This window comes from Deinococcus taeanensis (assembly GCF_020229735.1).
Taxonomy (GTDB): Bacteria; Deinococcota; Deinococci; order Deinococcales; family Deinococcaceae; genus Deinococcus; species Deinococcus taeanensis.
Genome location: NZ_CP083455.1, coordinates 754,675 through 775,358, shown reverse-complemented (window position 1 = coordinate 775,358; position 20,684 = coordinate 754,675). Strand labels below are relative to the sequence as shown.

Genomic DNA, 20,684 nt, shown 5'->3' with positions numbered 1-20,684 from the left:
TGCGGCTGCGTCGCCTGGACCCAGTGCGCGGCAGGTCAGGACGATAGGGAGGGCAGGGTGGCGGCGTGCAGCAGGGCGTTGCGGCGGATGCGCTCGGCCAGTTCATGCTGTCCGGCGCGTTCCAGCAGGTGCAGGGCGTCCTCAAACGCGCTGAGGTCCCCTTCGATCTCACTCAGGTTGCTCAGGGTGCGCCCCAGTTGCCGCACGTTCCCGGAGCCCTTGAGCAGCTCCATGGTCTGGCGGTACAGCCGGGCCGCCTCGGCCAGCTGGCCCTGCATGTGGCGCCGCACCCCCAGGTTGCCGTACGCGGCGGCCAGACCCACACGGTCCCCGGCGTCTTTCAGGATCCGGATGGCGTCCTGCATCAGGCACTCGGCCTCGCTGGCCTGCTGGCCTTCCATCAGCGCCAGGGAGTAATTGACGAGGGCCGTGCCGTGCAGGCTGGGCCGGCCCTCACTTTCTGCCAGGACGCCCTGGAACGCCGCCTGCGGTGAGCTGCCCAGGCGAACGGCGGCGCGCGCGACCATCACGAGTTCGTTCACCCGGGCCTCGTCGTCGCCATGCAGCTGCCACAGGTCCGCGGCCATCTGCGCGTGCCGGCGGGCCTCCGCCCAGTGTTCCCGGAAGTACGCGGCCTGCGCCTGCACGCTCGCGGCGTGCGCGGCCTCCGGACCGCTTCCTCTTACGTCTGCCACCAGCGTGACCGCCTCGTCGGTGCGGCCCAGGCGGACCAGGGTGGTGGCGCGCGCCACGCGCACCTCCGGGCCGGTCTGCCCGGAGGTCCCCAGGGCGTCCAGGCGCGCCAGGGCGTCGTTGTAGCGTCCGGCGCCGATCAGTGCCCAGGCGTGCGGGACGGCCAGATCGGCCCGGTGGGCCAGCAGATCCAGGAGGGTGGCGGCCTGTCCGGGATACCCGCGTTTCAGGTGGGCGTGGGCGCGGTGACAGGCGGCGCCCGCCGCACGGGTCTCGTCGGTGTCCTCCCACAGGTCGCGGGCCTGCTCGTAGTGCGGCCAGGCGTCAGGTTCCGGCAGGGTGCGGGCCAGTTTCAGGTGCAGCAGCGCGGCGTGCACGTGCACGCGGTTCAGGTACTCACGGGTGGTGGCCGCGGCGTACACGCGCCCGGTCTCGACGGTCAGGCCCTCGGTGGTCAGGAAGGCCACGGTCCGCGCGAAGGTGTCGGCGTCCAGGTTCAGGGCGGCGCGCGTGGCCCGCAGGTTCGGCTGGTCCTGGAGGGCCAGCAGCAGGAAGGTGTCACGCACGTGGTCAGGGTACGTCCGTACCCGCGCGCCGAACCGCAGGTCGAGGGGCTGGCCCCGCAGCGCCGCACCGACCAGGGTGGGGTGCCCGTCGGTCCGGGCGTGCAGGTCGGGCCACGCGCTGAGGTCCGCGGGCGGCAGGGGACCGAGGTGCACGTGCGTGTCCACGTCGAAGGGCGGGTGGGTGCGGCCGGTCACGACGATGACCGCGCCGGGGCGCGCCTGGGCAGCCTGGCGCAGGACAAGCTGCGTGGCGGGGTCGGTGGTGTCCCAGCTGTCTACCGCGAGGCGCAGCCCGGGGTCACGCAGCGCGCCGAGTGCCGCGTGTGCACTGGTGGGTGGCGCGGCACTCAGGGGGGCCAGGGTGGCGTAGGCCGGGTCGGCCTGCCCGGCCAGGATGCGCCAGCCGCCGCTGCGGGCCAGCGCATCCAGAAGCGCGGTTTTGCCCATGCCGGCGTGCCCGCTGATCCACGCGAACGTGCCGGGCGTCAGGGTGTGCACAACCGCGAGTTCCTCCGCCCGCCCGGCAAAGGGGGCGGCGCTCACCGTGACGGCTGCACCAAGCTTGAGGCCCAGGCTGCGCGCGTCACGGTCCACCTGCGCGGCCAGGGGATGCCCCGCCAGGGTGAGCAGGTGGTGGAGTTTCGGGAGGTCCAGTTCGTCGGGAGGAGGGGCGCCAGGCAGGCTCAGGGCCTGCGCGGCGAGTTCCCCGGCCCGCTCAGCCTGGCCGCGCGCGGCATCCTGCGCCGCCAGGGTGAGCAGGGCGGTGCGGGCGTCACGGGCCAGGGCCTCGCGGGTGTCGAACACCCATTCCTCCAGGTCCGCGCCAAGGGGGATGCCCAGGGAATGCAGGAACGGCCCGGCGTACAGCGCGGCGGCCTCGGCGTGGCGGCCCCGGCGGACTGCTCCGCGCAGCAACGCGGCGTCGCACGGCAGACCGGCCGCCACGCGCGGGCCATCCTCTGCCAGCGCTCCCTCAAGTCCGCGCAGGTGAACCAGATGCTGGGCCAGGGAATTCATGGGGTTGGCCGCCTCCGGCCAGAACACCGCCGCCAGCCGCCGGCGGGGCTGCGGGCCTTCCAGGCACAGGTAAGCGAGCAGCAGCAGCACTTTTTCCCGCCGGAAGGTCACGCCTTCCACGGACAGGCCCCCCAGTGTCCGCAGGGTCATTCATGCATTGTCATGGATGACGCGCACGTGAAACAAGGTGGGCGGCGCAGGGAAGGCCCCACGCCGCTGTATGCGGGGCTATGGTGAGGCGTGCCTGACTTTCCTGTGGACATCTCCCGCCTGCTCACCCCCGGTCACCCGAACTGGCCCGGCGACGCCCCGTACCGCGTGAATGCCGGCGCGCGCATCGCGGCCGGCGACGCCGTGAATACCGGAGAGCTGTGTACGAGCACGCACACCGGCACGCACGTGGACGCCCCCTGGCATTACGACGACGCGGGCGTGAAACTGCAGGACGTTCCGCTGGGCGTGTACCTCGGCCGCTGCCAGGTGCTGGGCGTGACGGCCCCGTCGGGCCTCGTGCAGCCGGACGTGCTGAACAGCGTGTCCCGGAGCCTGCCGCCGCGGCTGCTGCTGCGCACTGGGCAGCCGGCCCACTGGCAGGTGTTCCCGGAAGATTTCGCGGCGCTGTCTCCGGCGTTCGTGAGGGAAGCGGCGCGGCGCGGCGTCCGCCTGATCGGCACGGACTGCCCCAGTGTGGATCCACTGACCAGCAAGGCGTTGCCTGGGCACGCGGCGTGCCGTGAGGCGGGCATCTTCATTCTGGAGAGCCTGAACCTGGAGGGCGTGCCGGACGGTGAGTACGATCTGGTGTGCCTTCCGCTGCCGCTGGCCGAGGTGGACGGCGCGCCGGCCCGCGCGCTTCTCCTGCCGGCCGGCAGCGTGCCCGACAGCCTGCGCCGCTGACCTGGGGGCCGCGGCTTGCGTGCCCTGCTGCGTCAGGAGCGCGCCCAGCCTGGGCCGTCCGGACCAGTGAGACCAGTCGCCCGGTGCGCCGCGCGGCCCGGCCCCCTTCAGGGCGGCGCCGGGCCTTCTGGGGTTACCGGCTGTACACGGCGTCGCTGAACCCGAATCCGGTACTGACCGCTTCCGGCGCACGTTTGGGGCGGCCACTGACGGGGTCGACCCACACCCATTCGGTCTGACATTCGGCAAGTCGTACGCCGCCGTCCGGGTCGTCAGGGTTCAGCCGGTCCAGCGCGTACGCGCGGACGCTGCGCACGCCCGCATGAAGGGTCAGGGCGGTGCGGATGCGCACGGTGTCACCCAGCACAGCGGGCCGGTGGTAGTTGATGACGTGCTGGCGGGCCACAGGCACCGCGCCCAGCTCCATCAGCGCCTGGGTGCCCATGCCCAGGCGCAGGGCATGCTCACGGGCCACCTGCTCGCACCACGCGAGGTACACGGTGTTGTTCACGTGCTGCAGGTCATCCAGCTCGGCTGGCGTGACGGTCAGGGTCAGTTCGTGACGGCGCGTGGCGGGCAGGTCCTCCCACAGCACGTCCGCGTCGGGAATGCGGAGCTTCAAGCCGGCGTGCCCTCACCGAGCAGGTCGTTCAGGGCCTGCGCACTTTCGAGGTCCAGCCGGGTGACGCCGCCCGCGTCGTACGTGAAGTAGTTGACGCGCACGAAGTGGTAGTGCACGTGGATGTCCGGGTGATGGCCGCGTTCCTCGGCCTGCTGCGCCACTTTCAGGGCGAAGTTCATGCCGTCCATGAACGTGGGAAAGGGAAAGTCGCGGTACAGTTTCCCGGCGTCCCCCCACCAGCCTTCGGGCTTCTGCTCGAGCACGTCGCCGTCGGTGAGTTTGCGCGTCGGGTCGTAGTTCATGCGGGGGTCGTACGCCATACCCTGCATGGTAGGGCCTGCGCGTGAGGTGCGCGCGGGGTCAGGGACACGGTTCAGGCAGCGCGCTCAGCGGATGATCCGGCCGGGTTCCACGCCGGCAGCGCGGCGGGCGGGAATGAGTGCGGCCAGCAGCGTGGTGACCAGGCCGATGGCATTCACGCCGAGCAGGTCCGTGAGTCTCACCTCAACAGGCAGGGAGGTGATGAAGTACAGGTCGCCGGGGAGCGTGAAGGGCCGCACCGTGAAGTACGCGCTGATCCCCAGGCCCAGGAGGTTGCCCAGCAGCAGGCCGCCCAGCCCCAGCGCGAGCCCTTCGATCAGGAACACGCGTGTGATGAGGCTGCGCGTGGCCCCGATGGCGCGCAGGATGGCGATTTCCTGCGTTTTTTCGAACACGGCGAGGGTCAGGACGTTGGCGATGCCGAACGCCGCGACCACGACAATCAGCAGCACCACGAACGCGATGACCTTTTTCTGCAGGGCCAGCTGGTCGAGCAGCGTGCCGTACAGACTCTGCCACGGCAGCGGAGCGTACGCACGGGCGCGGGTCAGGTCTTCACCCACCGTGCGGGCCAGGTCGGGGTTGCGCAGGCGCAGCTGATAACCGGTGATGCTGGCCGTGCCCTGAAGGGTCTGGAGGGTACGCAGGTTCGTGAAAGCGTAAGCGGAGTCAATCAGATAATTGCCGGTGCTGAACACGCCCCGGACCTTCAGGGTGGCGCGCCGCTGCGTGCTGTTCAGCAGGCGCACCTCATCGCCGCTGAACGCACCGACGCTGCGGGCCAGGGCGGCGCCCAGCAGCACCTCGCCGTCCTTCAGGGTGCCGAGCGCCTCTCTCTCCTGCGGGGGGAGGTCAAGCACGCGCGCCGCGTCGCCTGTCACGCCGAACAGCGTGGTGAAGTCCACGCCGGCGGCCCGGCCGGCCGTGGCGGGGCGGGTCAGGAGTCCCTTGTCGCCCAGGAACGCCGTGAAGGCCTGCACCCGGGCGTCGGCGCGCATCACGCCTTCCAGCGCAGGATCGCGCGGGCCGGGCGTATACCCGGCGAGGCTCAGGTGCGGACTGGCGCGCAGGGTCGCGTCGACCAGGGCGCGCGTGAACCCGTTGGTGAGGCTCAGCGCGGCAATCAGGGCCATGACACCCACCGCGATCCCCAGGATGGTCAGGACGTTCTGCGTGCGGCGGCGCCGCAGGTGCGCGCGCGCCAGCGTCCAGGCGAGGGTCCGGTCAGGCCGGGCAGCGACGGGCGGGGTCATGACTGCGGAGGATACCAGACCGTCTGTTGCGGACCTCTGGGGCGCCGTGCCGAGAGCAACACGAGAACAGGCCGCCCGGAGGCGGCCTGAGGAGGGGCGCTGAGGTTCAGCGCACCGCAGTAATGCGGATCTGCCGGGCGCCCCAGTTGAGGGCCTCGCTGCGGGTGGGCATCCAGATATCCACGGAATTGCTCTTGCGGGCGGCCATGGTGTCTTCCACGATGAAGACGCGGTTCTTGAGGATGTTGCTGTACTTGCCGCTGAGGTCTTCGATGGTGACGCGGGTGCCGTACGGGAAGGTGCGCAGCAGGTCGCGGGACAGAGCGATGACGCCGGGGCGGGTGCGGGTGCCGGTGGCCGTGATGAAGGGCGTGGCGTCCGTCTGGCCGGGCACGCTGTTGTAGGCGGTGCTGCGGGCGATGGCGGTTTTGCCGCGCACGGGCGTCAGGGCCACGGTGGTGCTGGGCGTGGACTGTGCGGCGGCGACAGCGGCGGCGCGGTTCTGCGCGGCCTGCTGGGTGGGGTTCTGCGCGGGGTTGGTGGTGGCCAGGGCGTCGCGGACGGCGTCGGTGGCGAGGGTGCTGGCGGGCAATGCGGGGGTGGCGCTGGCGGTGCCGACGAGCGCAATGATCAGGGCACGGATCCAGCGGTGAAGTGTTTGGGGCATGAAGTCTCCTGCAGGGGTGGGCGTGGAGCCCGCTCCTGGTGTTCGTGGGTGGAGGTGGTACGCGGGGGAAGCGCAATTCAATGAAGACTTCCCCGACCTCGAGGATGAGCGTACGGGGGCTATATGGGCAGTTTTTAAGAATCCTGCTTTTATTAACTCATTTTAAAGAGCAGTAAATTATTGACTCGGTATATAAAACTATAAATTATCCCACTGGGACGCGTTTGTAATTATGAGATGAATTCTAATACTCTCATTTATATTCTCATTTAATACGGTTTTTATAGTGCCTGTACCGGTCAATTTTCTTGCACTTTCCTCAAAAAAGAAGCTCAAATGTAATCAGGTTTACGCTTCACTTTTGAGAGCTGGTGAGAAGGGGCCAAAAGAAGAGGTGACCGTTCGGTCACCCCCTCCCATATCCTCACTCGACACTCACTCTTTCGGCTCAAGTTGCGGCATCGCCCCCCAGGCTGACAACACATCCGCCGAGATCTCGCGGAAAATTGGCGCTGCCAGCTGTGAGCCGTGATGCCGCAACTTCGCGCCATGCACCATGACCGTGACTGTCACGCGCGGCGCGTCCGCAGGAAAGAAGCCCGCAAACACACTGTCATAAACGCTTCCCGAGTACCGTCCATCCACGACGACCTGCGCCGTGCCCGTCTTCCCGGCCAGGTCATAGCCCTTGATGCCCGCCTCGTGAAAGATGCCTTCGTTGATCACGTTCAGCAGAAGCTGCCGCGTCGTGCGCGCCACTTCAGGCTTCAGCACCTCGCGCCGCTCGACGCCCCCCGCGCCTTCGACCAGCCGGGGCGAGACATACTGCCCGTCGTTCGCCAGCACGTTGAACGCCGCCACCAGCTGCAGGTTCGTGGTGCTCATGCCCTGCCCGAACGCGTTCGTCGCGCGGACCAGGTCATTCCACCGCGACAGCGGCTGCAGCTGCCCGCTGGTGGTGGCCACCACCGGCAGCTGCACGTCCCGCCCGAAGCCGTAGCGTTCCATGTACCCCCGCATCCGGTCCGGCTCGAACCGCTCGACAATATGAGTCATTCCCACGTTGCTGCTGTAACGCAGGATCCCCTGGGTCGTCAGGCTCGGTGGGTGCGCGACGGCGTCCCCGATCCGGCTCCCCCAGCGTCCCCCCACGTACCGGCTCATGGGCGTGTCGTACGTGGTGGTGGGCGTGGTGAGTCCCTCGTTCAGCGCGGCCGCCACCACCAGCGCCTTGATGGTGGAACCCGGCTCGAACAGGTCAATGAAAGGGCGGTTGCGCCACGCCTGCGCGCCATACTTGCGCCAGTCGTTCGGGTCGAACGGCGGGTAGCTGGCGGCTGCAAGCACCCGGCCGGTGCGGGTTTCGAGCACCATGACCGATCCGTATTCCGCCTGGTGTTCGGGCACGGCCTTGGCCAGCGCGGCTTCGGCTGACGCCTGAATCTGTGTGTCCAGCGTGAGCTGCAGGGTCTGCCCGGAGGTCAGCTGCCCGTTGTAGGCGTTCTCCAGACCTTCAAGGCCTTCGGTGTCGCCCATCATGCCCAGCAGCTGCCCGGCCACGCGGCCCTGCGGGTACACGCGCTTGCCGTTCACGCTGGTCGCCAGGACCCGGCCGTCTGACGCGACGATAGACCCGCGCGCCTGGATGACCTTCTGCTTCACGCCCTGCGGAGCGCCCCACTCCAGCTGCGCGTACGCCCAGACGAGCGTCACGAACATCAGCAGTGCCAGGAAGCGCATCAGATGGGAGCGGTTGCGGATCTTCACTTCCATTCGGTCCTCACCTCCAGGGGGGGCTGGGCGGCGCCCGTACCGGGCGCCGCGGCGTTCACGTGCTGTACCGGGAAGGTCTGGACTTCCTTGGGCGCGTCCGCGACGCGGCGCATTCCGTTGGCGAAGGCCCAGTTGCGCACCCGCTGCGGGTTTTCCAGTGCCTGCAGCTGCAGGGCGAGGTTGTCGCGCTGCGTGATGAGCTGCCCCTCGCGGCTGCGGGCTTCACGCAGCGCGGGGCGCACGCCGCTGGTGCCGCTGCGTACGCTGACGAGGGCCACGACCAGCGCCACGTAGATCAGGAGGTACCTCACGGCCCGCGCCCGCCAGGTGGGCAGGCTCGTGTCCAGCTCCAGTGGAAGGGTCACGCACTCACCCGTTCGGCGCCGCGCAGTTTGGCGCTGCGGGCCCGGGGGTTTGTGGCCTGCTCCGTCTCGCTGGCCACCACGGGCCGCTTGGTGAGTGGCGACAGAACCGGACTGCCCAGCAGGAATCGTTTCACGATGCGGTCCTCCAGCGAATGGAAACTGATGACCGCCAGCCGCCCGCCGGGGGCGAGCAGGTGCTCGGCGGCCTGCAGGCCGTCGCGCAGCGCGCCGAGTTCGTCGTTCACGTGAATGCGCAGCGCCTGGAAGGTTCGCCGGGCCGGATGGATGCCCTTGCTGAACCCTGGGTAGGCGCGCTTGACGATATCCGCGAGTTGCACGGTCGTTTCGATGGGCGCCTTCTCGCGGGCGTAAACGATGCCCCGCGCGATCCGGCGGGACAGGCGGTCCTCGCCGTACTCATAGATGATCGCGGCAAGATCCTCCTCCTCGTAGGTGTTCACGACGTCCGCGGCACTTTCGCCGGACTGGCTCATGCGCATGTCCAGAGGCGCTTCCGTGTGGTACGAGAAGCCGCGCGCCGTATCGTCGAGCTGGAAGGAACTCACGCCGATGTCCAGCAGGACGCCGTCCACCTGGGTGACGTTCACAGCGGCCAGAAGCGCCCCCATATCGCGGTAGTTACCCTCCACCACGGTCAGGCCGTCCGGGTTGGCGGCTCGGGCGCGGTCGAGGGCGTAGGGGTCCTGATCGATGCCGTACACGGTGGCGCCGGCGGCAAGCAGCAGGCCGGTGTGCCCGGCACCGCCCAGCGTGCCGTCCACGAATACCTTGCCGGGCGCGGGTTGCAGCATGTCCAGCACCTCGGCGGCGAGGACGGGAACGTGAGAGAGAGAGGTCTGATGGTCAGTGGGCTCAGTTTCGGACAGGCCGTCAGGGACGGTCTGGTTCAGGTCAGGGGAAAACTCAGGGTCAGTCATGATCACGCCACGAAATTCGCGAGAAGGTCAGGTTTGGGCGGGTTGTCCTGCACGGCCGTGATGGCGGCTTCCCAGCGGGCCGGACTCCACAGTTCCAGCCGGCCGGGTGCACCGGCCACGATCACGTCACTGTCCAGACCCGCGAAGGCCCGCAGGGTCTGCGGGACCGACACGCGACTCTGGTTGTCCAGCCGCGCCTTGTTTGCTCCGGAATAGAAGAACCGCACGAACGCGCGTGACTGCGCGTCCGTGAGCGGCAGGCCCTCAAGCTGTTCCTCGACCCGCTTCCAGCTTGACACCGGAAACACGTACAGGCAGCCTTCCATGCCGCGGGTCAGGATCATGCCGTCCTCCACGAATTCACGGAACGCGGGTGGCATGACCACGCGGCCCTTGTCATCGATGGTGTACGGATACTCTCCAAACGGCAAACGTCTCCTCTCTTCCCCACCCGCTCCCACCAGGTACAGCGCAGGCGCGGGGAGCCACGTTCAACCGTGAACACGGGATAAACGCATTTCGGTTGATGCCGGGAGTGTAACAGTCACCACCACGATTTACCACCGATTCCCACCGGCCCACCCACTTCCTCTCATTTCCGGCCGCGTGTTCCCACCAGACCCCACCAGCGGGGCAGGACACCCACCCCCACCCGCGCGCCTTACCCTGACCCCATGACCCCCACACGCACCCTGCAGAGCGGCGCGGTGCTGGCCGCTCTGGCCGTCGCCCTGGGCGCCTTTGCCGCGCACGCCCTGACCCCGCGCCTGGACGCCGCCGCACTCTCCACCTTTGAAACGGGCGCCCGCTACCAGATGTACGCCGCTCTGGCGCTGCTTACGCTCGGCACCCAGGCCACGCAGCGGCGCGCCCCGGCTTTCCTGCTGGCCGGCGCCCTCATGTTCAGCGGCAGTCTGTACGTCCTGGCGCTCAGCGGCGTGAAGGTCCTGGGCGCCATCACGCCCATCGGCGGCCTGCTGATGATCACCGGCTTCCTCCTGGCCGCCCTCGACGCCTCCAGACCAGCCCACTGAGCTGCATGAGCAGCAGGCCGCTCCCTCTTTGAGGAGCGGCCTGCTTGTGCCTGAAAGGAATGCGGGGGAACTATAAGCCGGGTTCTGTCCGTCACTGACGTGACTGTTCGGCCATCTCTCTGGGACGCACGTCACCGCGCGCCTCAAGCGACCATCCTGGCGGTCAACGGGCGGGCCGCCCTCGCGCACTGTCGGGTCTTGCACCGGATGGGGTTTACCAGCGGCGCCGGTCTCCCGGCACCCTGGTGCGCTCTTACCGCACCGTTTCACCCTGACCACCTGCCCGCCCACGCCCGGGCTTCACGTTCTGCACGCTGGCAGGTGGCGGTCTGGTTTCTGTGGCACTGTCCTTCGGCTTCGCCGCCGCCCGGGCGCGTGGCGCGCGCCGCGGGCACTTGACTCGCCGACCAGCCGTTAGCTGGCATCCCTGCCCTGCGGTGCCCGGACTTTCCTCACGCCTACTCACGCAGGCGCGCGGCCGAACATTCCCCCGCAAGACAGCAGGATAGCAGGAAGCGGAAGGTGAGGGCTGAGACAGCACGGCCACGGAGCAGCCCGCCGGACCTGAGACCTGCAGCGTGACGCGGCCGACCGGCACCGTCCCGGCTGCCTGCTGAGCCGGTCTATCCCCAGCGCTTCTGAATGCGTTCCCACTGCCGGTCCCAGACGGCCGGCGGCGTGGACGTCGGATTCAGCAGGTCCCGCAGATCGCGGTCCTCCAGTTCCCGGTACTCACCAACCTCCAGATTGCCCAGCCACAAGCCCCCCACGCGGTAGCGCAGCAGCCGCGTGACCGGGTGTCCGGTCGCTTCGAGCATGCGGCGTACCTGCCGGTTACGCCCCTCACCGAGCACCACGAACGCCCCGTCCCGCGCCGGGAGGGCCTGCACGGCCCGCGCCGTACCGTCCTCCAGTTCCAGGGTGCCGTCCGTGAGGCGCTCCAGGTCTTCAGGGGTGGGCGCGTGCGGGCCGTCCGTCCACGCGCGGTACGCCTTCTCATGCCCGTAGCGTGGGTGCGTGAGGGTCAGCGTGAGGTTCCCGTCGGTGGTGAGCAGCAGCAGCCCTTCTGAATCCCGGTCCAGGCGGCCCACCGGATGCAGACCCGGAACCCGGGGCATGGCGTCAAGCACGTTCTTCCGGCCGTACTCATCCCGCGCCGTCGTGACGTACCCGCGTGGTTTGTACAGCATGTACGTCACTTTCGGGGCGCTTGTCGTCTCGACCAGCTGACCGTCCACGCGAATGTCATCGGCATCTGTAACGGTGCGCCCCAGCACGGCCACCTCCCCGTTCACCGTGACGCGCCCCGCCGTGATCATGTCTTCCACCGCGCGGCGCGACGCCACACCGGCGCGCGCCAGCCGCTTCTGCAACCGCTCGCTCACAGCCGCCCCCGGCGGGAGGGCGTTCCCAGGATCGCCATGACGGCCAGCACCACCAGCACACCTGACAGGCCCAGCAGGAACGTGCGCACCGGCACAGGCAGGGCGTCGCCGCTGCGCAGGGCAGCCGGCGCGAGCGCCGCGACGAGCAGCAGGTTCCCGCCGACCAGTCCACCTGTCCTCACGCGGTCCGGTTCGAAACTGGCTGCCAGCAGGAATGTCCCCCACGCAAGCAGCAGCCCACCTGACCCACGGGCCAGCCAGAGTGGAGCGACCCCCACCAGGGACGCCACGTCCGGCGGAAGAAAGTAGAGATACAGGCCCAGCGGGATGAACAGCAGGGCGGTCAGCCAGAACGCGACACGCAACACAGCCCACAGTGTACGCGGCCCTGGGAGAGGCACACCCGGGCCCCCGGACCGCAGCGTGAGCCGCACGCCCGCCTCATGGCCCGCACCCGTGGCTCAGGCCCGTGGCCGGCTGACCTCTGGTACCCTCCCCGCATGCCGGTCATTGCCGTAGACAAGCCTCTGAACCTCACCTCGCACGACGTTGTGAACCGCGCCAGGCGGGCGCGCGGTACGAAGCGCGTGGGGCACACCGGCACGCTCGATCCCCTGGCGACCGGGGTGCTCATTCTGTGCGTCGACGACAGCACCAAGGTCGTGCAGTTCATGGAGGCCGACAGCAAGGACTACCTCGCGTGGATCAGCCTGGGCGCCGGAACCCCCACCCTGGACGCGGAAGGTCCGGTGGACTCCACGGCGCCCGTGCCAGCCCTCGATGAGGCCCGCGTGCAGGAGGTCCTGAGGACCTTCACCGGGCCACAGGCACAGGTGCCGCCCCAGTACAGCGCCATTCAGGTGGGCGGACAGCGGGCGTACGCCGTGGCGCGCGCTGGCGGCACCCTGGACCTGCCCGCCCGGAACGTCGTGATTCACCACCTGCACCTGCTGGGCCTGTATCCCAGCGTGCAGGCGGCGCCGCGGACCTTCGACCCGGCCACCTGGACGCCCGCCGGGGAGGGGCGCACGTTCACGCTGCCGGACCCGCTGGGCGAGTTCCCGACCCTGCTGGTCCAGGCCAGCGTCGGCAGCGGCACGTACCTGCGGTCCCTGGCGCGGGACGTGGGCGCCGCCCTTGGCGTGCCCGCGCACCTGGGCGGCCTGGTCCGCACCCGCGTGGGCCGCTACGACCTGAGCACCGCCATTTCCCTGGAGGACCTGCCCGGCGCGGCCGGACTTCCGGACCTCGCGGCCCTGGACTTCCCGGCGATTGCCGCGGACGAGCCGCTGGCCCGGGAGCTGCGCCAGGGGAAACGCCCCGCCCACCCGGCGCGGGGCCGGCACGTCGTCACCCTTGAGGGCGCTCTGGTGGCCGTCGTGGACGGCAACGGCGAGCAGCTGAAGGTCGTGCGGGCCTGGGCGTAAGGTGCCGGCCCGGACGCTCCTCGCGCCGCACGTCGTGCTCAGTACCCGGGAGCCCCGCCCACCTGAACGGCGCCGAGCGCTTCCAGCGCACCGGCGACCTTCACGAGCAGTTCGTCGTGCAGAGCGGGCGCGATGAACTGCACACCCACAGGCAGGGCCGCGCCGTCCACCGTTTCGAACCCGGCAGGCACACTCAGCGCGGGCAGGCCAGCCAGATTGATGGCGACGGTGTCCACGTCCGCGGCGTACATGGCGAGCGGGTCGCTGGTCTTCTCGCCGCGCCGGAACGCCGGGAAGGGACTCGTGGGGGTGACCAGGACGTCAAAGTCCCTGAACGCCTGCGTGAACCGCTCGGCAATGAGGCGGCGGACCTTCATGGCCTTGCTGTAGTACGCATCGTAGTAGCCGCTGGACAGGGCGTACGTGCCGATCATGATGCGGCGCTGCACCTCCCGCCCGAACCCCTGCTCACGGGTCAGGGTCATGGCCTCGGTCACGTCATGGCCGCTGACGCGCCGGCCGTACACCATGCCGTCAAACCGGGCGAGGTTGCTGCTCGCTTCAGGCATGGCAATCAGGTAGTACGCAGCGATGGCGTACCGCAGCTCCGGCAGACTGACCTCACCCACGGTCGCGCCTGCCCCGCGCAGGGCGTCCAGGGTCACGCTCAGGGCGGCGTGAACTCCGCTGGTATTCCCCTCAAGACTCTCGGTGATCACCCCCACCCGCAGGCCCCGCAGGTCCTCCGGCGTTCCTACCTGAAACGCGGGCGGCGCGTGAAGGCTCGTGGCGTCCTGCGGGTCGTGTCCCGCAATGACATTCATCAGGAGGGCCAGGTCCTCCGCACTGCGGGCGAACGGCCCGATCTGATCGAGACTGCTGGCGTACGCCACAAGGCCGTAACGACTGACCCGGCCGTACGTGGGCTTCAGGCCGTACACGCCAGTGAACGCCGCAGGCTGGCGGACACTCCCGCCGGTGTCGCTGCCCAGGCTGACGGGCGTGAGGTTCGCGGCGACCGCCACCGCACTGCCCCCGCTGCTGCCGCCCGGCACGCGCGCCGTATCCCAGGGGTTCAGGGTGGCGCCGTGCGTGCTGCTCTCGGTGGAACTGCCCATGGCGAACTCATCCATGTTCGCTTTCGCGACGATCACCGCGCCGGCCTGCACGAGCCGCCGGACCGCCGTGGCGTCATAGGGACTGACGTAACCGGCCAGGATGCGGCTGCCGCAGGTGGTGGCCGTGCCGGTCACATTGATGTTGTCCTTGACCGTCACTGGGATGCCCGCCAGCGGCAGGGCCTCACCGGCCGCCACGCGGGCGTGCACCTTCTGTGCCTGCGCGGCGGCATTCGGGTTCACGCTGACGATGGCATTCAGGGCCTGAGCCGCCTGAATGCGCGCCAGGCTGGCCTCAGTGAGGGCCTGGGGGGAAACGTCACGCGACTGAACGCGCCGGGCAAGCTCTGCGGCGGAGGTGAAGGCCATACCGCGCCAGTCTAGCCGCCCGCACAATGAAGGCGTGAGGGACGCTCAGACGGGTTTGACAAGCACACTCTCCCCGGCACGCAACCCGGTCCTCATCAGCAGTTCGGGCGGCAGCATCAACTGCGTGGCGAGATTCAGGCCCATCCGGACCGGCAGGGAATACACGCGTCCATTCTGCGTCTTGACCGCCACGAACTGAGGGTGACGCACGATGTCCTCCTTCCAACGCCGGAAGATCAGTTCGTCCACCAGCGCCACATCCCTCACCTGCCGGGTGACTGTGACGATCAGGCGCGCCGTGCGCGACCGGCGGGGCGCGAGCAGCCCAATCCGGTGCAACTTGACCAGCAGCCGCTTCGCGTCCGGGTCCTGCGCGAGGTCCGCCAGAGGCTTCTGCGCGTCAACCAGACTCAGCACGTCGAGTTCCCTCAGGCTCCAGCGCATGCGTTTCACACGCCCAGGCGCCGTGATCCGCGCCGGACCATCAAACGGCAGCTCCTCCGCGGGCAACAGTTCCAGCGCCTCCAGCGCCACCTCATCCAGCGACACATCCAGGCGGGCGTCCGGGTGCGTCACCCCTTCCTCAAAGTGAAACCGGCCTGCCGGGTCCTGCAGCAACCTCACCAGCGCCGGCACACCCAGCGCATCCCCGAACTGCAGGTGCCTCACCTGCCCCCCTTCCAGCCACGCCTGAAACTGCCCGTCCGGCCGGTACACGCACAGCGCGCCGCTGCGGCCCTGCTCAGACAGCAGGTACAGCAGCTCCAGAAAATCAAAGGGGTCAAGGCTGGCAGTTGATCGGGTCATTGGAAGGGCACGAGGACCGGCCCGCACCCAGCTCCGGACGCCCTCAGACCCTCATGTTCCCCCATCGGGCGCGTCGCGGCAAGGACACCTCTCCCCTGCCCCCGGCGGGGCACCCCACGCCAGCTTCTCAGCTGCGCAGCAGATGCGCGAACCGGCCCGGTTCCAGCGGCGGCAGGTCCTCCAGGGACGTCAGCCCGAACTCCAGCAGGAACCGCTCCGTCGTGCCGTACAGCAGAGGCTGACCCACCGCGTCCGAGCGACCCACCACCTTCACCAGTTCCCGCTCCTGCAACGTCACCACCGTCCCCGCACTGCCGCCCCGCATCGCCTCGATCTCGACGCGCGTGACCGGCTGCCGGTACGCGATCACCGCGAGCACCTCCAGCGCCGCGCCACTCAACACCGGCAGCGGCGGCGGCGCCAGCAGCGGCGCCAACTGCGACGCCAGCCCCGGAGGAACCACCAGCCGGTACCCACCCGCCACGGCCTCGACCTCAAAGCCCAGACCGACCAACCGCACCTGCGCCGCAAACGCCTCCACCGCCCGCAGAGCCGCGTCCTCCGCCAGGTTCAGCACCCCCGACAGTTCACGCACCGTCACTGGGCGCCCCGCCGCCAGCAGCGCCGCCCCGATCAACGCCTGCACTGGAGCCTCCTTCACTGCGGGACTCCGCTCAGTCGGGCCAGCAGCGCCGCCCCCGGCACCGCCCCCTCCCGGAGCACCTTGCGCTCCGGGAGCAGCACAACCGTGCTGGGTACACCCCGCGCCGCAACACCAGCGTCAGGAAGCACCAGATCCGCCAGACCCATCCCCAGCGCCTCGCCATACGACAGGGCCGGACTCTGCCCACTCGGGTTACAGCTGGTCGTGGCCAGCAAGCCCCCCACGCGCCACAGGAGCGCCAGGGCAACCGGGTGATCCGGCACCCGCACCCCGACCCGTCCCTCAGGCGCCAGCGCTGCCGGGCAGGATGAAACCGCGGGCGTCACCACCGTCACCGGCCCCGGCAGAAAACCAGCCAGACACTCCAGCGCCGGGTCCGGCACGACCAGCTGCTGCGCAACCCCGACGTTCAGGCATGAGACCTGCACCGGCTTCTGCGCCGCGCGCCCCTTCACCTCATACAGCCGCTGCACGCCGCCCGCCTGACCCGGCAGGGCCGCCAGCCCCCACACCGTTTCGCTGGGGTAGGCCACCACACCGCCCCCCTCCAGAACCGCAGCAGCATGGTCCAGCAGGGCCACCCAGTTGACACCAGGGGCCAATTCACTCAGGGCAGGCAGGGGAAGCGACAAGCTGTTCATCATGCACTCGTTCAGACGGGCTGTCCAGAGCTGCCCCCAGACCTGTAAGGCCAGCGCAAGACCACCAGCACTATACTCAGATCCTATGCCCGTCTTTGAATACCGCGTGCGTGACCGCTCCGGCAAGGTGCTGAAATCGCAGATGGAAGCAGAATCGGCCGTTCAGGTTCGAGACGCACTGCGGTCCAAGGGACTCATGATCGTTGAGATCAAAGCACCCAAAACCGGCCTGAGCGCCGACATCAACATCCCCTTCCTGGACAACCGCCCGCCGAGCCTGAAGCAGGTCGCGATCTTCAGCAAGCAGCTCGCCACCCTGATCAATGCAGGGGTCCCCCTGGTTCAGTCCATGGCGATTCTGCAAAAGCAGATTGAACACAAGGGCTTTCAGAAAGTCGTCAAAGAAATGCGAACAGAGATCGAGTCGGGAACGCCGCTCAGCGAAGCGATTGCGAAGTATCCGAAAATCTTCAACCGTCTGTACCTGAACCTCATCCGCGCTGGAGAAACGAGCGGCACACTGGACACCGTTCTTGAGCGGATTGCCGACTTTCAGGAGAAGGAACTGGCACTCCGTGGGAAAATTAAGAGTGCCTTGACCTACCCCGTTGTGGTGTTGGTCTTTGCCATTCTGATTACCTATTTCCTGCTAACCACGATTGTGCCCCAGTTTGCCAGTATTCTCTCGCAACTCAATGCGCCATTGCCGCTCATTACCAAGGTGCTCATGGCCGTGTCAGACTTCCTACGGCACCGAGTGCTTATTCTTGTCGGAGTTTGTGCCCTAGTGGTGTTTGCTTACCGCCAGTATTATGCTACTCCAAAAGGACGAATAGTAGTTGATGATATTAAGCTCAGATTGCCAATTCTTGGCAATCTGACCCAAAAAAGCGCCATTGCCTCCTTCGCTCGCACTTTTGGACTTCTTATTAGCAGCGGCGTGAATATTATCGAAAGCCTTGAAATTACAAAAGGCACCGCCAACAACGCAATCGTTGAGGATAGCATTGAAAACGCGAAAAATGTCGTCATGGTGGGTGAGCAGATGAGTTCCAGTCTCGCAACGAGCAAAGTATTCCCACCGATGGTCGTCAGCATGATCAGCATTGGCGAGGAGACTGGCTCTTTAGATGATATGCTCAACAAAGTAGGTGATTTCTATGACCGCGAAGTAGATGAAGCGGTAGATGGTATGACAGCTGCAATTGAACCAATAATGATCGTTTTTCTAGGGTCTATTGTCGGTACGATCGTTGCAGGTATGTTCTTACCAATGTTTAGTATCATTGGACAACTTAGTCAATAGTCCAGAATATCAAATGAAATCGGGCTTAGCATTAATGCTAAGCCCGATTTCATTTGAGCAAAATTAGATATGCGGCGGTCACTATTGATCACGGCACAGGTTCGCCTTGCTCCCGCCCAGACCCGTCGGCGATCAAGCTCACCCAGACACCTGAAGCCTGACGGCAACCGAGACAAAGCTACGCCGTGATCAATAATACTCAAATCTTGCACCTGAATAGGTAGTCAAAAAGCGCTCCCAGACGAGAGAACGAGGGTGTGAACGACCTCAGACTCTCTAGGAAGCGCGCTCGTATTCTGGCAGATCACCTGCTCTCCGTCCCCCGCACGATCGACCAGCGGCGCAACCTTGAGACTGCTCTCGGGCTGTTCCTCGATCTGGGGCGGAAAACAGCGCTTCACCGCGCCTCCACGGTCAGCGCCAGTGCCCTCAGTCGTCTCCTGAACGCGTATACCTGGGATACGTGCGCCTGCTGGGACAGCCTTCAGCACACGCAATGGGACTCGCTTCTTCTGGCTGCGCGCCGCAAGCGGCGCCCGCGACTCCACCTGTGCGTCGACCTCACCAGCATCCCCAAAACCGGCCAGAAGCTCCCCTCTGTTCGCGTGTACAACGGCGTGCACGGCATTCACCTCGTCGTCCTGTATGCCGTCTACGGCACACTCAAGTTTCCAGTCGGGTATCGCGTGTACCGGGGTCGGGGTACCCCGACCCCGGTCCGGCTCGCATTGGATCTCCTCGCCACCGTTCCGCAGCAGATCCGGCGGCGATTCGACGTGTCCGTGCTGGCGGACAGCGGGTTCGAGTCCGAGAAGTTCCTGCAGGGCGTGCGGGAAGAGGGGTTCGAATTCGTCGTGGGTGTTCGGTCGAATCGGCGCACCGATCACCCAGGTCGAGTGACCGTGAGTGACTGCGAGCACGGCAGCTGGCTGTCGCTCCACAACTGGCCGTGGGAGGTCGTGACGCTGGCCCGATTTGACCGGGGCGACCGGACTTTCTTCTCGGTGTCGTCGCAACTCCTCTCTGGCGACGACGTCGCCAGAGAGGGAAAGCGTCGGTGGCCATCGAATCGTTCTTCAAGGAGTCAAAGCACCAGTTCGGCCTGAATCGGTTCGCGCTGCATACCGCTCAGGGGCTGGATCGTTGGGTTCTCCTGGTGTGTGCCGCGTTCACGCTGACCGTGCTGTGCTCTGAGGGGGGGGGAAACGCTGGAAGAGGACGCCGTGCGGGCAGCACAGATCGCACTGCCCGCACTGGTCATTCTGCGGGTGATGATCGAGGTGCAGCGACACGAGGAATTCCTGCGCCAGCACGGCTATTCATTCCATCTATCCAGGTGCAAGATCTAAGTAATACTATTTAGTAGCAGCACGAATTGCCGCGTTAATATTCAAAATTTTCAAACTGTTCGAAGTGGTCGTGGCACTGGCAATTAACAGGTTTCGGGTTGCTGGGGCACTGAGTTGAGGGTTGGCCGCACGCATGAGGGCAGCGGCGCCACTGACGAGGGGAGCCGCGAAGCTGGTTCCTGCACCGAGTGTGTAGCTTCCTCCCGGTGCGAGAATCAACATCTGCGAGGCGTTTGTGGCTCCAGGGCAGTTGCCGGCGCCACCGGGCGCCACAAGGTCGAGTTGGCGGGTGAGAGTGGCGTTGGGCCGGGCACTGTAGCAGGCGAGTTGATTATCATCCGGGCCGACGGCACCGACGGCTATGACGTCTGGGTGACTGGCAGGGAAGTAAATTCCCTCACTGGCTGTGTTGCCGGCGGCAGCGACGAGAACGGCGCTTTGGGCGGCGGTGGTCAGAGCGCGGTAGAGGATGGTGTCACTGCTGGGACCGGGGGAACCGAGGCTCATATTAATGACTTTGGCGCCCTGCTGAACAGCATAGTTGAGGCCTTGCGTGAGGCTGGTGGTGCTGCCCCCGTTCGCCCCGAGGACTTCCACGGCAAGAAGCGGGCCTGTCCATGTGACTCCAGCGAGGCCAGTACGGTTGTTGGTGGTGGCGCCAATCAGGCCTGCGGAAGCGGTGCCGTGGCCGCTGCTGGTGTCGGATCCACCTGCGTCGGGGCTGAGGAAAGAGGCCGCACTGTTGATGCGGCCAGCCAGATCGGGGTGGGTGGTGTCGATTTTGGTGTCAAGCACGGCCGTCAGGGCGGCGGTAGGGGTTTTGCCGCAGCCCTGCAGGAAGGTCCATGCTTCAGGGGCGTGAATGCGCGTGAGGTACGTCTGGGTGGCAGGCGTGGTGGTACCGGGGATGAGAAGGCCACCGTTTCCGGGCACCCCGGGGTCATTGGGGTTGGCGAGCGGGCCGTAGAGGTAATCAGGTTGCACGGTGAAGCCGCGGGCCATGAGCTGCTCTGCGAAGGTCTGGTCGGTGGTGCCGGCCGGGGTGAGAGCGAGAGTAAGCGTTGGTGTGATGGTGCGGGTCTGCGTGCCGGCCGGAAGGGCCTGAGTCTGGAAGTTACTGCTGGCAATGAGAACGCGCCCGGGAATATGAGGGGCGGTCCAGCGAGGCGTTGATGTGAGGGTTGAGGGATGGATGACACCCTGCGTATTAAGGGGAATGGGAGTGGCCTGAGGGCAGACGGCAGTGGGGGTCGGGGTGGGCGCTGGAGGGGTAGAGGTTCTGCAGGCACTCACCAGCAGAGTGAGGGTCACAGCGGGCAGAAGGAAGCGCATATCCTAGGGTAGACCCAAGTGGCTGACGCCCACCTGAAGCGGTTCTTGAGGGTATGGACAAAGAGGGTATCGCTGCCAGGCTGAGGTGACTGCTTCGTGTTGCTCTACCGTCACTCTCCTGACAGTGGTGGAGTGACTGG

At 67.0% G+C, this 20,684-nt stretch carries 20 protein-coding genes, 1 other RNA gene and 1 pseudogene; 5 read left to right on the top strand and 17 right to left on the bottom strand.

Going from position 1 to position 20,684, the window contains the following annotated elements; genetic code table 11:
- Window positions 1-35: 35 nt before the first annotated feature.
- Entirely contained in the window at window positions 36-2,426 is a 2,391-nt protein-coding gene (locus tag LAJ19_RS03720) for a tetratricopeptide repeat protein (protein WP_225476964.1), read from the bottom strand.
- Window positions 2,427-2,516: 90 nt separating this feature from the next.
- Here LAJ19_RS03720 and LAJ19_RS03715 point away from each other — a divergent pair, with 90 nt between their 5' ends.
- Window positions 2,517-3,173 (top strand): cyclase family protein, encoded by a 657-nt coding sequence (locus LAJ19_RS03715; protein WP_225476963.1) that lies wholly within the window; start codon window positions 2,517-2,519, stop codon window positions 3,171-3,173.
- Window positions 3,174-3,306: 133 nt separating this feature from the next.
- Here the strand turns inward: LAJ19_RS03715 and LAJ19_RS03710 are convergent, their stop codons facing one another.
- The 8 genes from LAJ19_RS03710 to mraZ all read right to left on the bottom strand — a co-directional run bounded on the left by LAJ19_RS03710 (window position 3,307) and on the right by mraZ (window position 9,543).
- On the bottom strand, window positions 3,307-3,795 hold the full coding sequence (locus LAJ19_RS03710; RefSeq protein ID WP_225476962.1) for an acyl-CoA thioesterase: 489 nt from the start codon (window positions 3,793-3,795) through the stop codon (window positions 3,307-3,309).
- A complete protein-coding gene (locus LAJ19_RS03705; RefSeq protein ID WP_225476961.1) occupies window positions 3,792-4,115 on the bottom strand; it encodes a 4a-hydroxytetrahydrobiopterin dehydratase in 324 nt (107 codons plus the stop codon). Before LAJ19_RS03705 ends, LAJ19_RS03710 begins: the two co-directional genes overlap by 4 nt.
- A 66-nt stretch (window positions 4,116-4,181) precedes the next feature.
- Window positions 4,182-5,369, bottom strand: coding sequence for an FtsX-like permease family protein (locus LAJ19_RS03700; protein ID WP_225476960.1), 1,188 nt, complete (start codon window positions 5,367-5,369; stop codon window positions 4,182-4,184).
- 106 nt (window positions 5,370-5,475) lie between these two features.
- Window positions 5,476-6,036: a 3D domain-containing protein gene (locus LAJ19_RS03695; protein ID WP_225476959.1), complete on the bottom strand. Its 561-nt coding sequence runs from the start codon at window positions 6,034-6,036 to the stop codon at window positions 5,476-5,478.
- A 435-nt stretch (window positions 6,037-6,471) separates the two neighbouring features.
- Window positions 6,472-7,809 carry a peptidoglycan D,D-transpeptidase FtsI family protein gene (locus LAJ19_RS03690; protein ID WP_225476958.1) on the bottom strand — a complete coding sequence of 446 codons (1,338 nt, stop codon included), beginning with the start codon at window positions 7,807-7,809 and terminating at the stop codon, window positions 6,472-6,474.
- Window positions 7,800-8,174, bottom strand: a complete 375-nt coding sequence (locus tag LAJ19_RS03685) for a hypothetical protein (RefSeq protein WP_225476957.1) — start codon at window positions 8,172-8,174, stop codon at window positions 7,800-7,802. Before LAJ19_RS03685 ends, LAJ19_RS03690 begins: the two co-directional genes overlap by 10 nt.
- Complete coding sequence (rsmH, locus tag LAJ19_RS03680; protein ID WP_225476956.1) at window positions 8,171-9,112, bottom strand: 16S rRNA (cytosine(1402)-N(4))-methyltransferase RsmH; 942 nt, start codon at window positions 9,110-9,112, stop codon at window positions 8,171-8,173. Before rsmH ends, LAJ19_RS03685 begins: the two co-directional genes overlap by 4 nt.
- Before the next feature lie 2 nt (window positions 9,113-9,114).
- Window positions 9,115-9,543 carry a division/cell wall cluster transcriptional repressor MraZ gene (gene mraZ, locus LAJ19_RS03675; RefSeq protein WP_225476955.1) on the bottom strand — a complete coding sequence of 143 codons (429 nt, stop codon included), beginning with the start codon at window positions 9,541-9,543 and terminating at the stop codon, window positions 9,115-9,117.
- Window positions 9,544-9,786: 243 nt separating this feature from the next.
- On the opposite strand from mraZ, the gene LAJ19_RS03670 reads away from it, so the two are divergent.
- Window positions 9,787-10,146 carry a DUF423 domain-containing protein gene (locus LAJ19_RS03670; RefSeq protein WP_225476954.1) on the top strand — a complete coding sequence of 120 codons (360 nt, stop codon included), beginning with the start codon at window positions 9,787-9,789 and terminating at the stop codon, window positions 10,144-10,146.
- A gap of 57 nt (window positions 10,147-10,203) precedes the next feature.
- Here the strand turns inward: LAJ19_RS03670 and rnpB are convergent.
- The 3 genes from rnpB to LAJ19_RS03655 form a co-directional block, all read right to left on the bottom strand.
- Window positions 10,204-10,640, bottom strand: an RNA gene (gene rnpB / locus LAJ19_RS03665) — RNase P RNA component class A.
- A gap of 129 nt (window positions 10,641-10,769) precedes the next feature.
- Window positions 10,770-11,531: a pseudouridine synthase gene (locus LAJ19_RS03660; RefSeq protein ID WP_225476953.1), complete on the bottom strand. Its 762-nt coding sequence runs from the start codon at window positions 11,529-11,531 to the stop codon at window positions 10,770-10,772.
- On the bottom strand, window positions 11,528-11,899 hold the full coding sequence (locus LAJ19_RS03655; RefSeq protein ID WP_225476952.1) for a hypothetical protein: 372 nt from the start codon (window positions 11,897-11,899) through the stop codon (window positions 11,528-11,530). Before LAJ19_RS03655 ends, LAJ19_RS03660 begins: the two co-directional genes overlap by 4 nt.
- 132 nt (window positions 11,900-12,031) lie before the next feature.
- Here LAJ19_RS03655 and truB point away from each other — a divergent pair, with 132 nt between their 5' ends.
- Window positions 12,032-12,958 carry a tRNA pseudouridine(55) synthase TruB gene (truB, locus tag LAJ19_RS03650; RefSeq protein WP_225476951.1) on the top strand — a complete coding sequence of 309 codons (927 nt, stop codon included), beginning with the start codon at window positions 12,032-12,034 and terminating at the stop codon, window positions 12,956-12,958.
- Between the two features lie 38 nt (window positions 12,959-12,996).
- Here truB and gatA read toward each other — a convergent pair whose 3' ends face one another.
- The 4 genes from gatA to LAJ19_RS03630 form a co-directional block, all read right to left on the bottom strand.
- A complete protein-coding gene (gene gatA / locus LAJ19_RS03645) occupies window positions 12,997-14,445 on the bottom strand; it encodes an Asp-tRNA(Asn)/Glu-tRNA(Gln) amidotransferase subunit GatA (RefSeq protein ID WP_225476950.1) in 1,449 nt (482 codons plus the stop codon).
- A 45-nt stretch (window positions 14,446-14,490) separates the two neighbouring features.
- Complete coding sequence (locus LAJ19_RS03640) at window positions 14,491-15,252, bottom strand: DUF4388 domain-containing protein (RefSeq protein ID WP_225476949.1); 762 nt, start codon at window positions 15,250-15,252, stop codon at window positions 14,491-14,493.
- A 127-nt stretch (window positions 15,253-15,379) separates the two neighbouring features.
- The gene (gene scpB, locus LAJ19_RS03635; protein ID WP_225476948.1) at window positions 15,380-15,913 is read right to left on the bottom strand and encodes an SMC-Scp complex subunit ScpB; all 534 of its coding nucleotides are present in this window, start codon (window positions 15,911-15,913) and stop codon (window positions 15,380-15,382) included.
- A complete protein-coding gene (locus LAJ19_RS03630) occupies window positions 15,910-16,548 on the bottom strand; it encodes an L-threonylcarbamoyladenylate synthase (RefSeq protein ID WP_225476947.1) in 639 nt (212 codons plus the stop codon). Before LAJ19_RS03630 ends, scpB begins: the two co-directional genes overlap by 4 nt.
- A 94-nt stretch (window positions 16,549-16,642) precedes the next feature.
- Here LAJ19_RS03630 and pilC point away from each other — a divergent pair, with 94 nt between their 5' ends.
- Together pilC and LAJ19_RS03620 are read left to right on the top strand one after the other, a co-directional pair.
- Window positions 16,643-17,863: a type IV pilus assembly protein PilC gene (gene pilC / locus LAJ19_RS03625; RefSeq protein WP_225476946.1), complete on the top strand. Its 1,221-nt coding sequence runs from the start codon at window positions 16,643-16,645 to the stop codon at window positions 17,861-17,863.
- A 257-nt stretch (window positions 17,864-18,120) separates the two neighbouring features.
- Window positions 18,121-19,212 (top strand): annotated as a pseudogene (locus LAJ19_RS03620) (transposase).
- Between the two features lie 6 nt (window positions 19,213-19,218).
- Here the strand turns inward: LAJ19_RS03620 and LAJ19_RS03615 are convergent.
- Entirely contained in the window at window positions 19,219-20,544 is a 1,326-nt protein-coding gene (locus tag LAJ19_RS03615; RefSeq protein ID WP_225476945.1) for a S8 family serine peptidase, read from the bottom strand.
- Window positions 20,545-20,684 lie beyond the last annotated feature (140 nt).

Bases quoted from the DNA above. Each gene is read 5' to 3' on its own strand.
- LAJ19_RS03720 (WP_225476964.1), bottom strand. From the start codon at position 2,426: ATGACCCTGCGGACACTGGGGGGCCTGTCCGTGGAAGGCGTGACCTTC.
- pilC (WP_225476946.1), top strand. From the start codon at position 16,643: ATGCCCGTCTTTGAATACCGCGTGCGTGACCGCTCCGGCAAGGTGCTG.
- LAJ19_RS03615 (WP_225476945.1), bottom strand. From the start codon at position 20,544: ATGCGCTTCCTTCTGCCCGCTGTGACCCTCACTCTGCTGGTGAGTGCC.
- LAJ19_RS03705 (WP_225476961.1), bottom strand. From the start codon at position 4,115: ATGGCGTACGACCCCCGCATGAACTACGACCCGACGCGCAAACTCACC.
- LAJ19_RS03640 (WP_225476949.1), bottom strand. From the start codon at position 15,252: ATGACCCGATCAACTGCCAGCCTTGACCCCTTTGATTTTCTGGAGCTG.
- gatA (WP_225476950.1), bottom strand. From the start codon at position 14,445: ATGGCCTTCACCTCCGCCGCAGAGCTTGCCCGGCGCGTTCAGTCGCGT.
- LAJ19_RS03690 (WP_225476958.1), bottom strand. From the start codon at position 7,809: ATGGAAGTGAAGATCCGCAACCGCTCCCATCTGATGCGCTTCCTGGCA.
- LAJ19_RS03700 (WP_225476960.1), bottom strand. From the start codon at position 5,369: ATGACCCCGCCCGTCGCTGCCCGGCCTGACCGGACCCTCGCCTGGACG.
- rsmH (WP_225476956.1), bottom strand. From the start codon at position 9,112: ATGACTGACCCTGAGTTTTCCCCTGACCTGAACCAGACCGTCCCTGAC.
- truB (WP_225476951.1), top strand. From the start codon at position 12,032: ATGCCGGTCATTGCCGTAGACAAGCCTCTGAACCTCACCTCGCACGAC.
- LAJ19_RS03695 (WP_225476959.1), bottom strand. From the start codon at position 6,036: ATGCCCCAAACACTTCACCGCTGGATCCGTGCCCTGATCATTGCGCTC.
- LAJ19_RS03670 (WP_225476954.1), top strand. From the start codon at position 9,787: ATGACCCCCACACGCACCCTGCAGAGCGGCGCGGTGCTGGCCGCTCTG.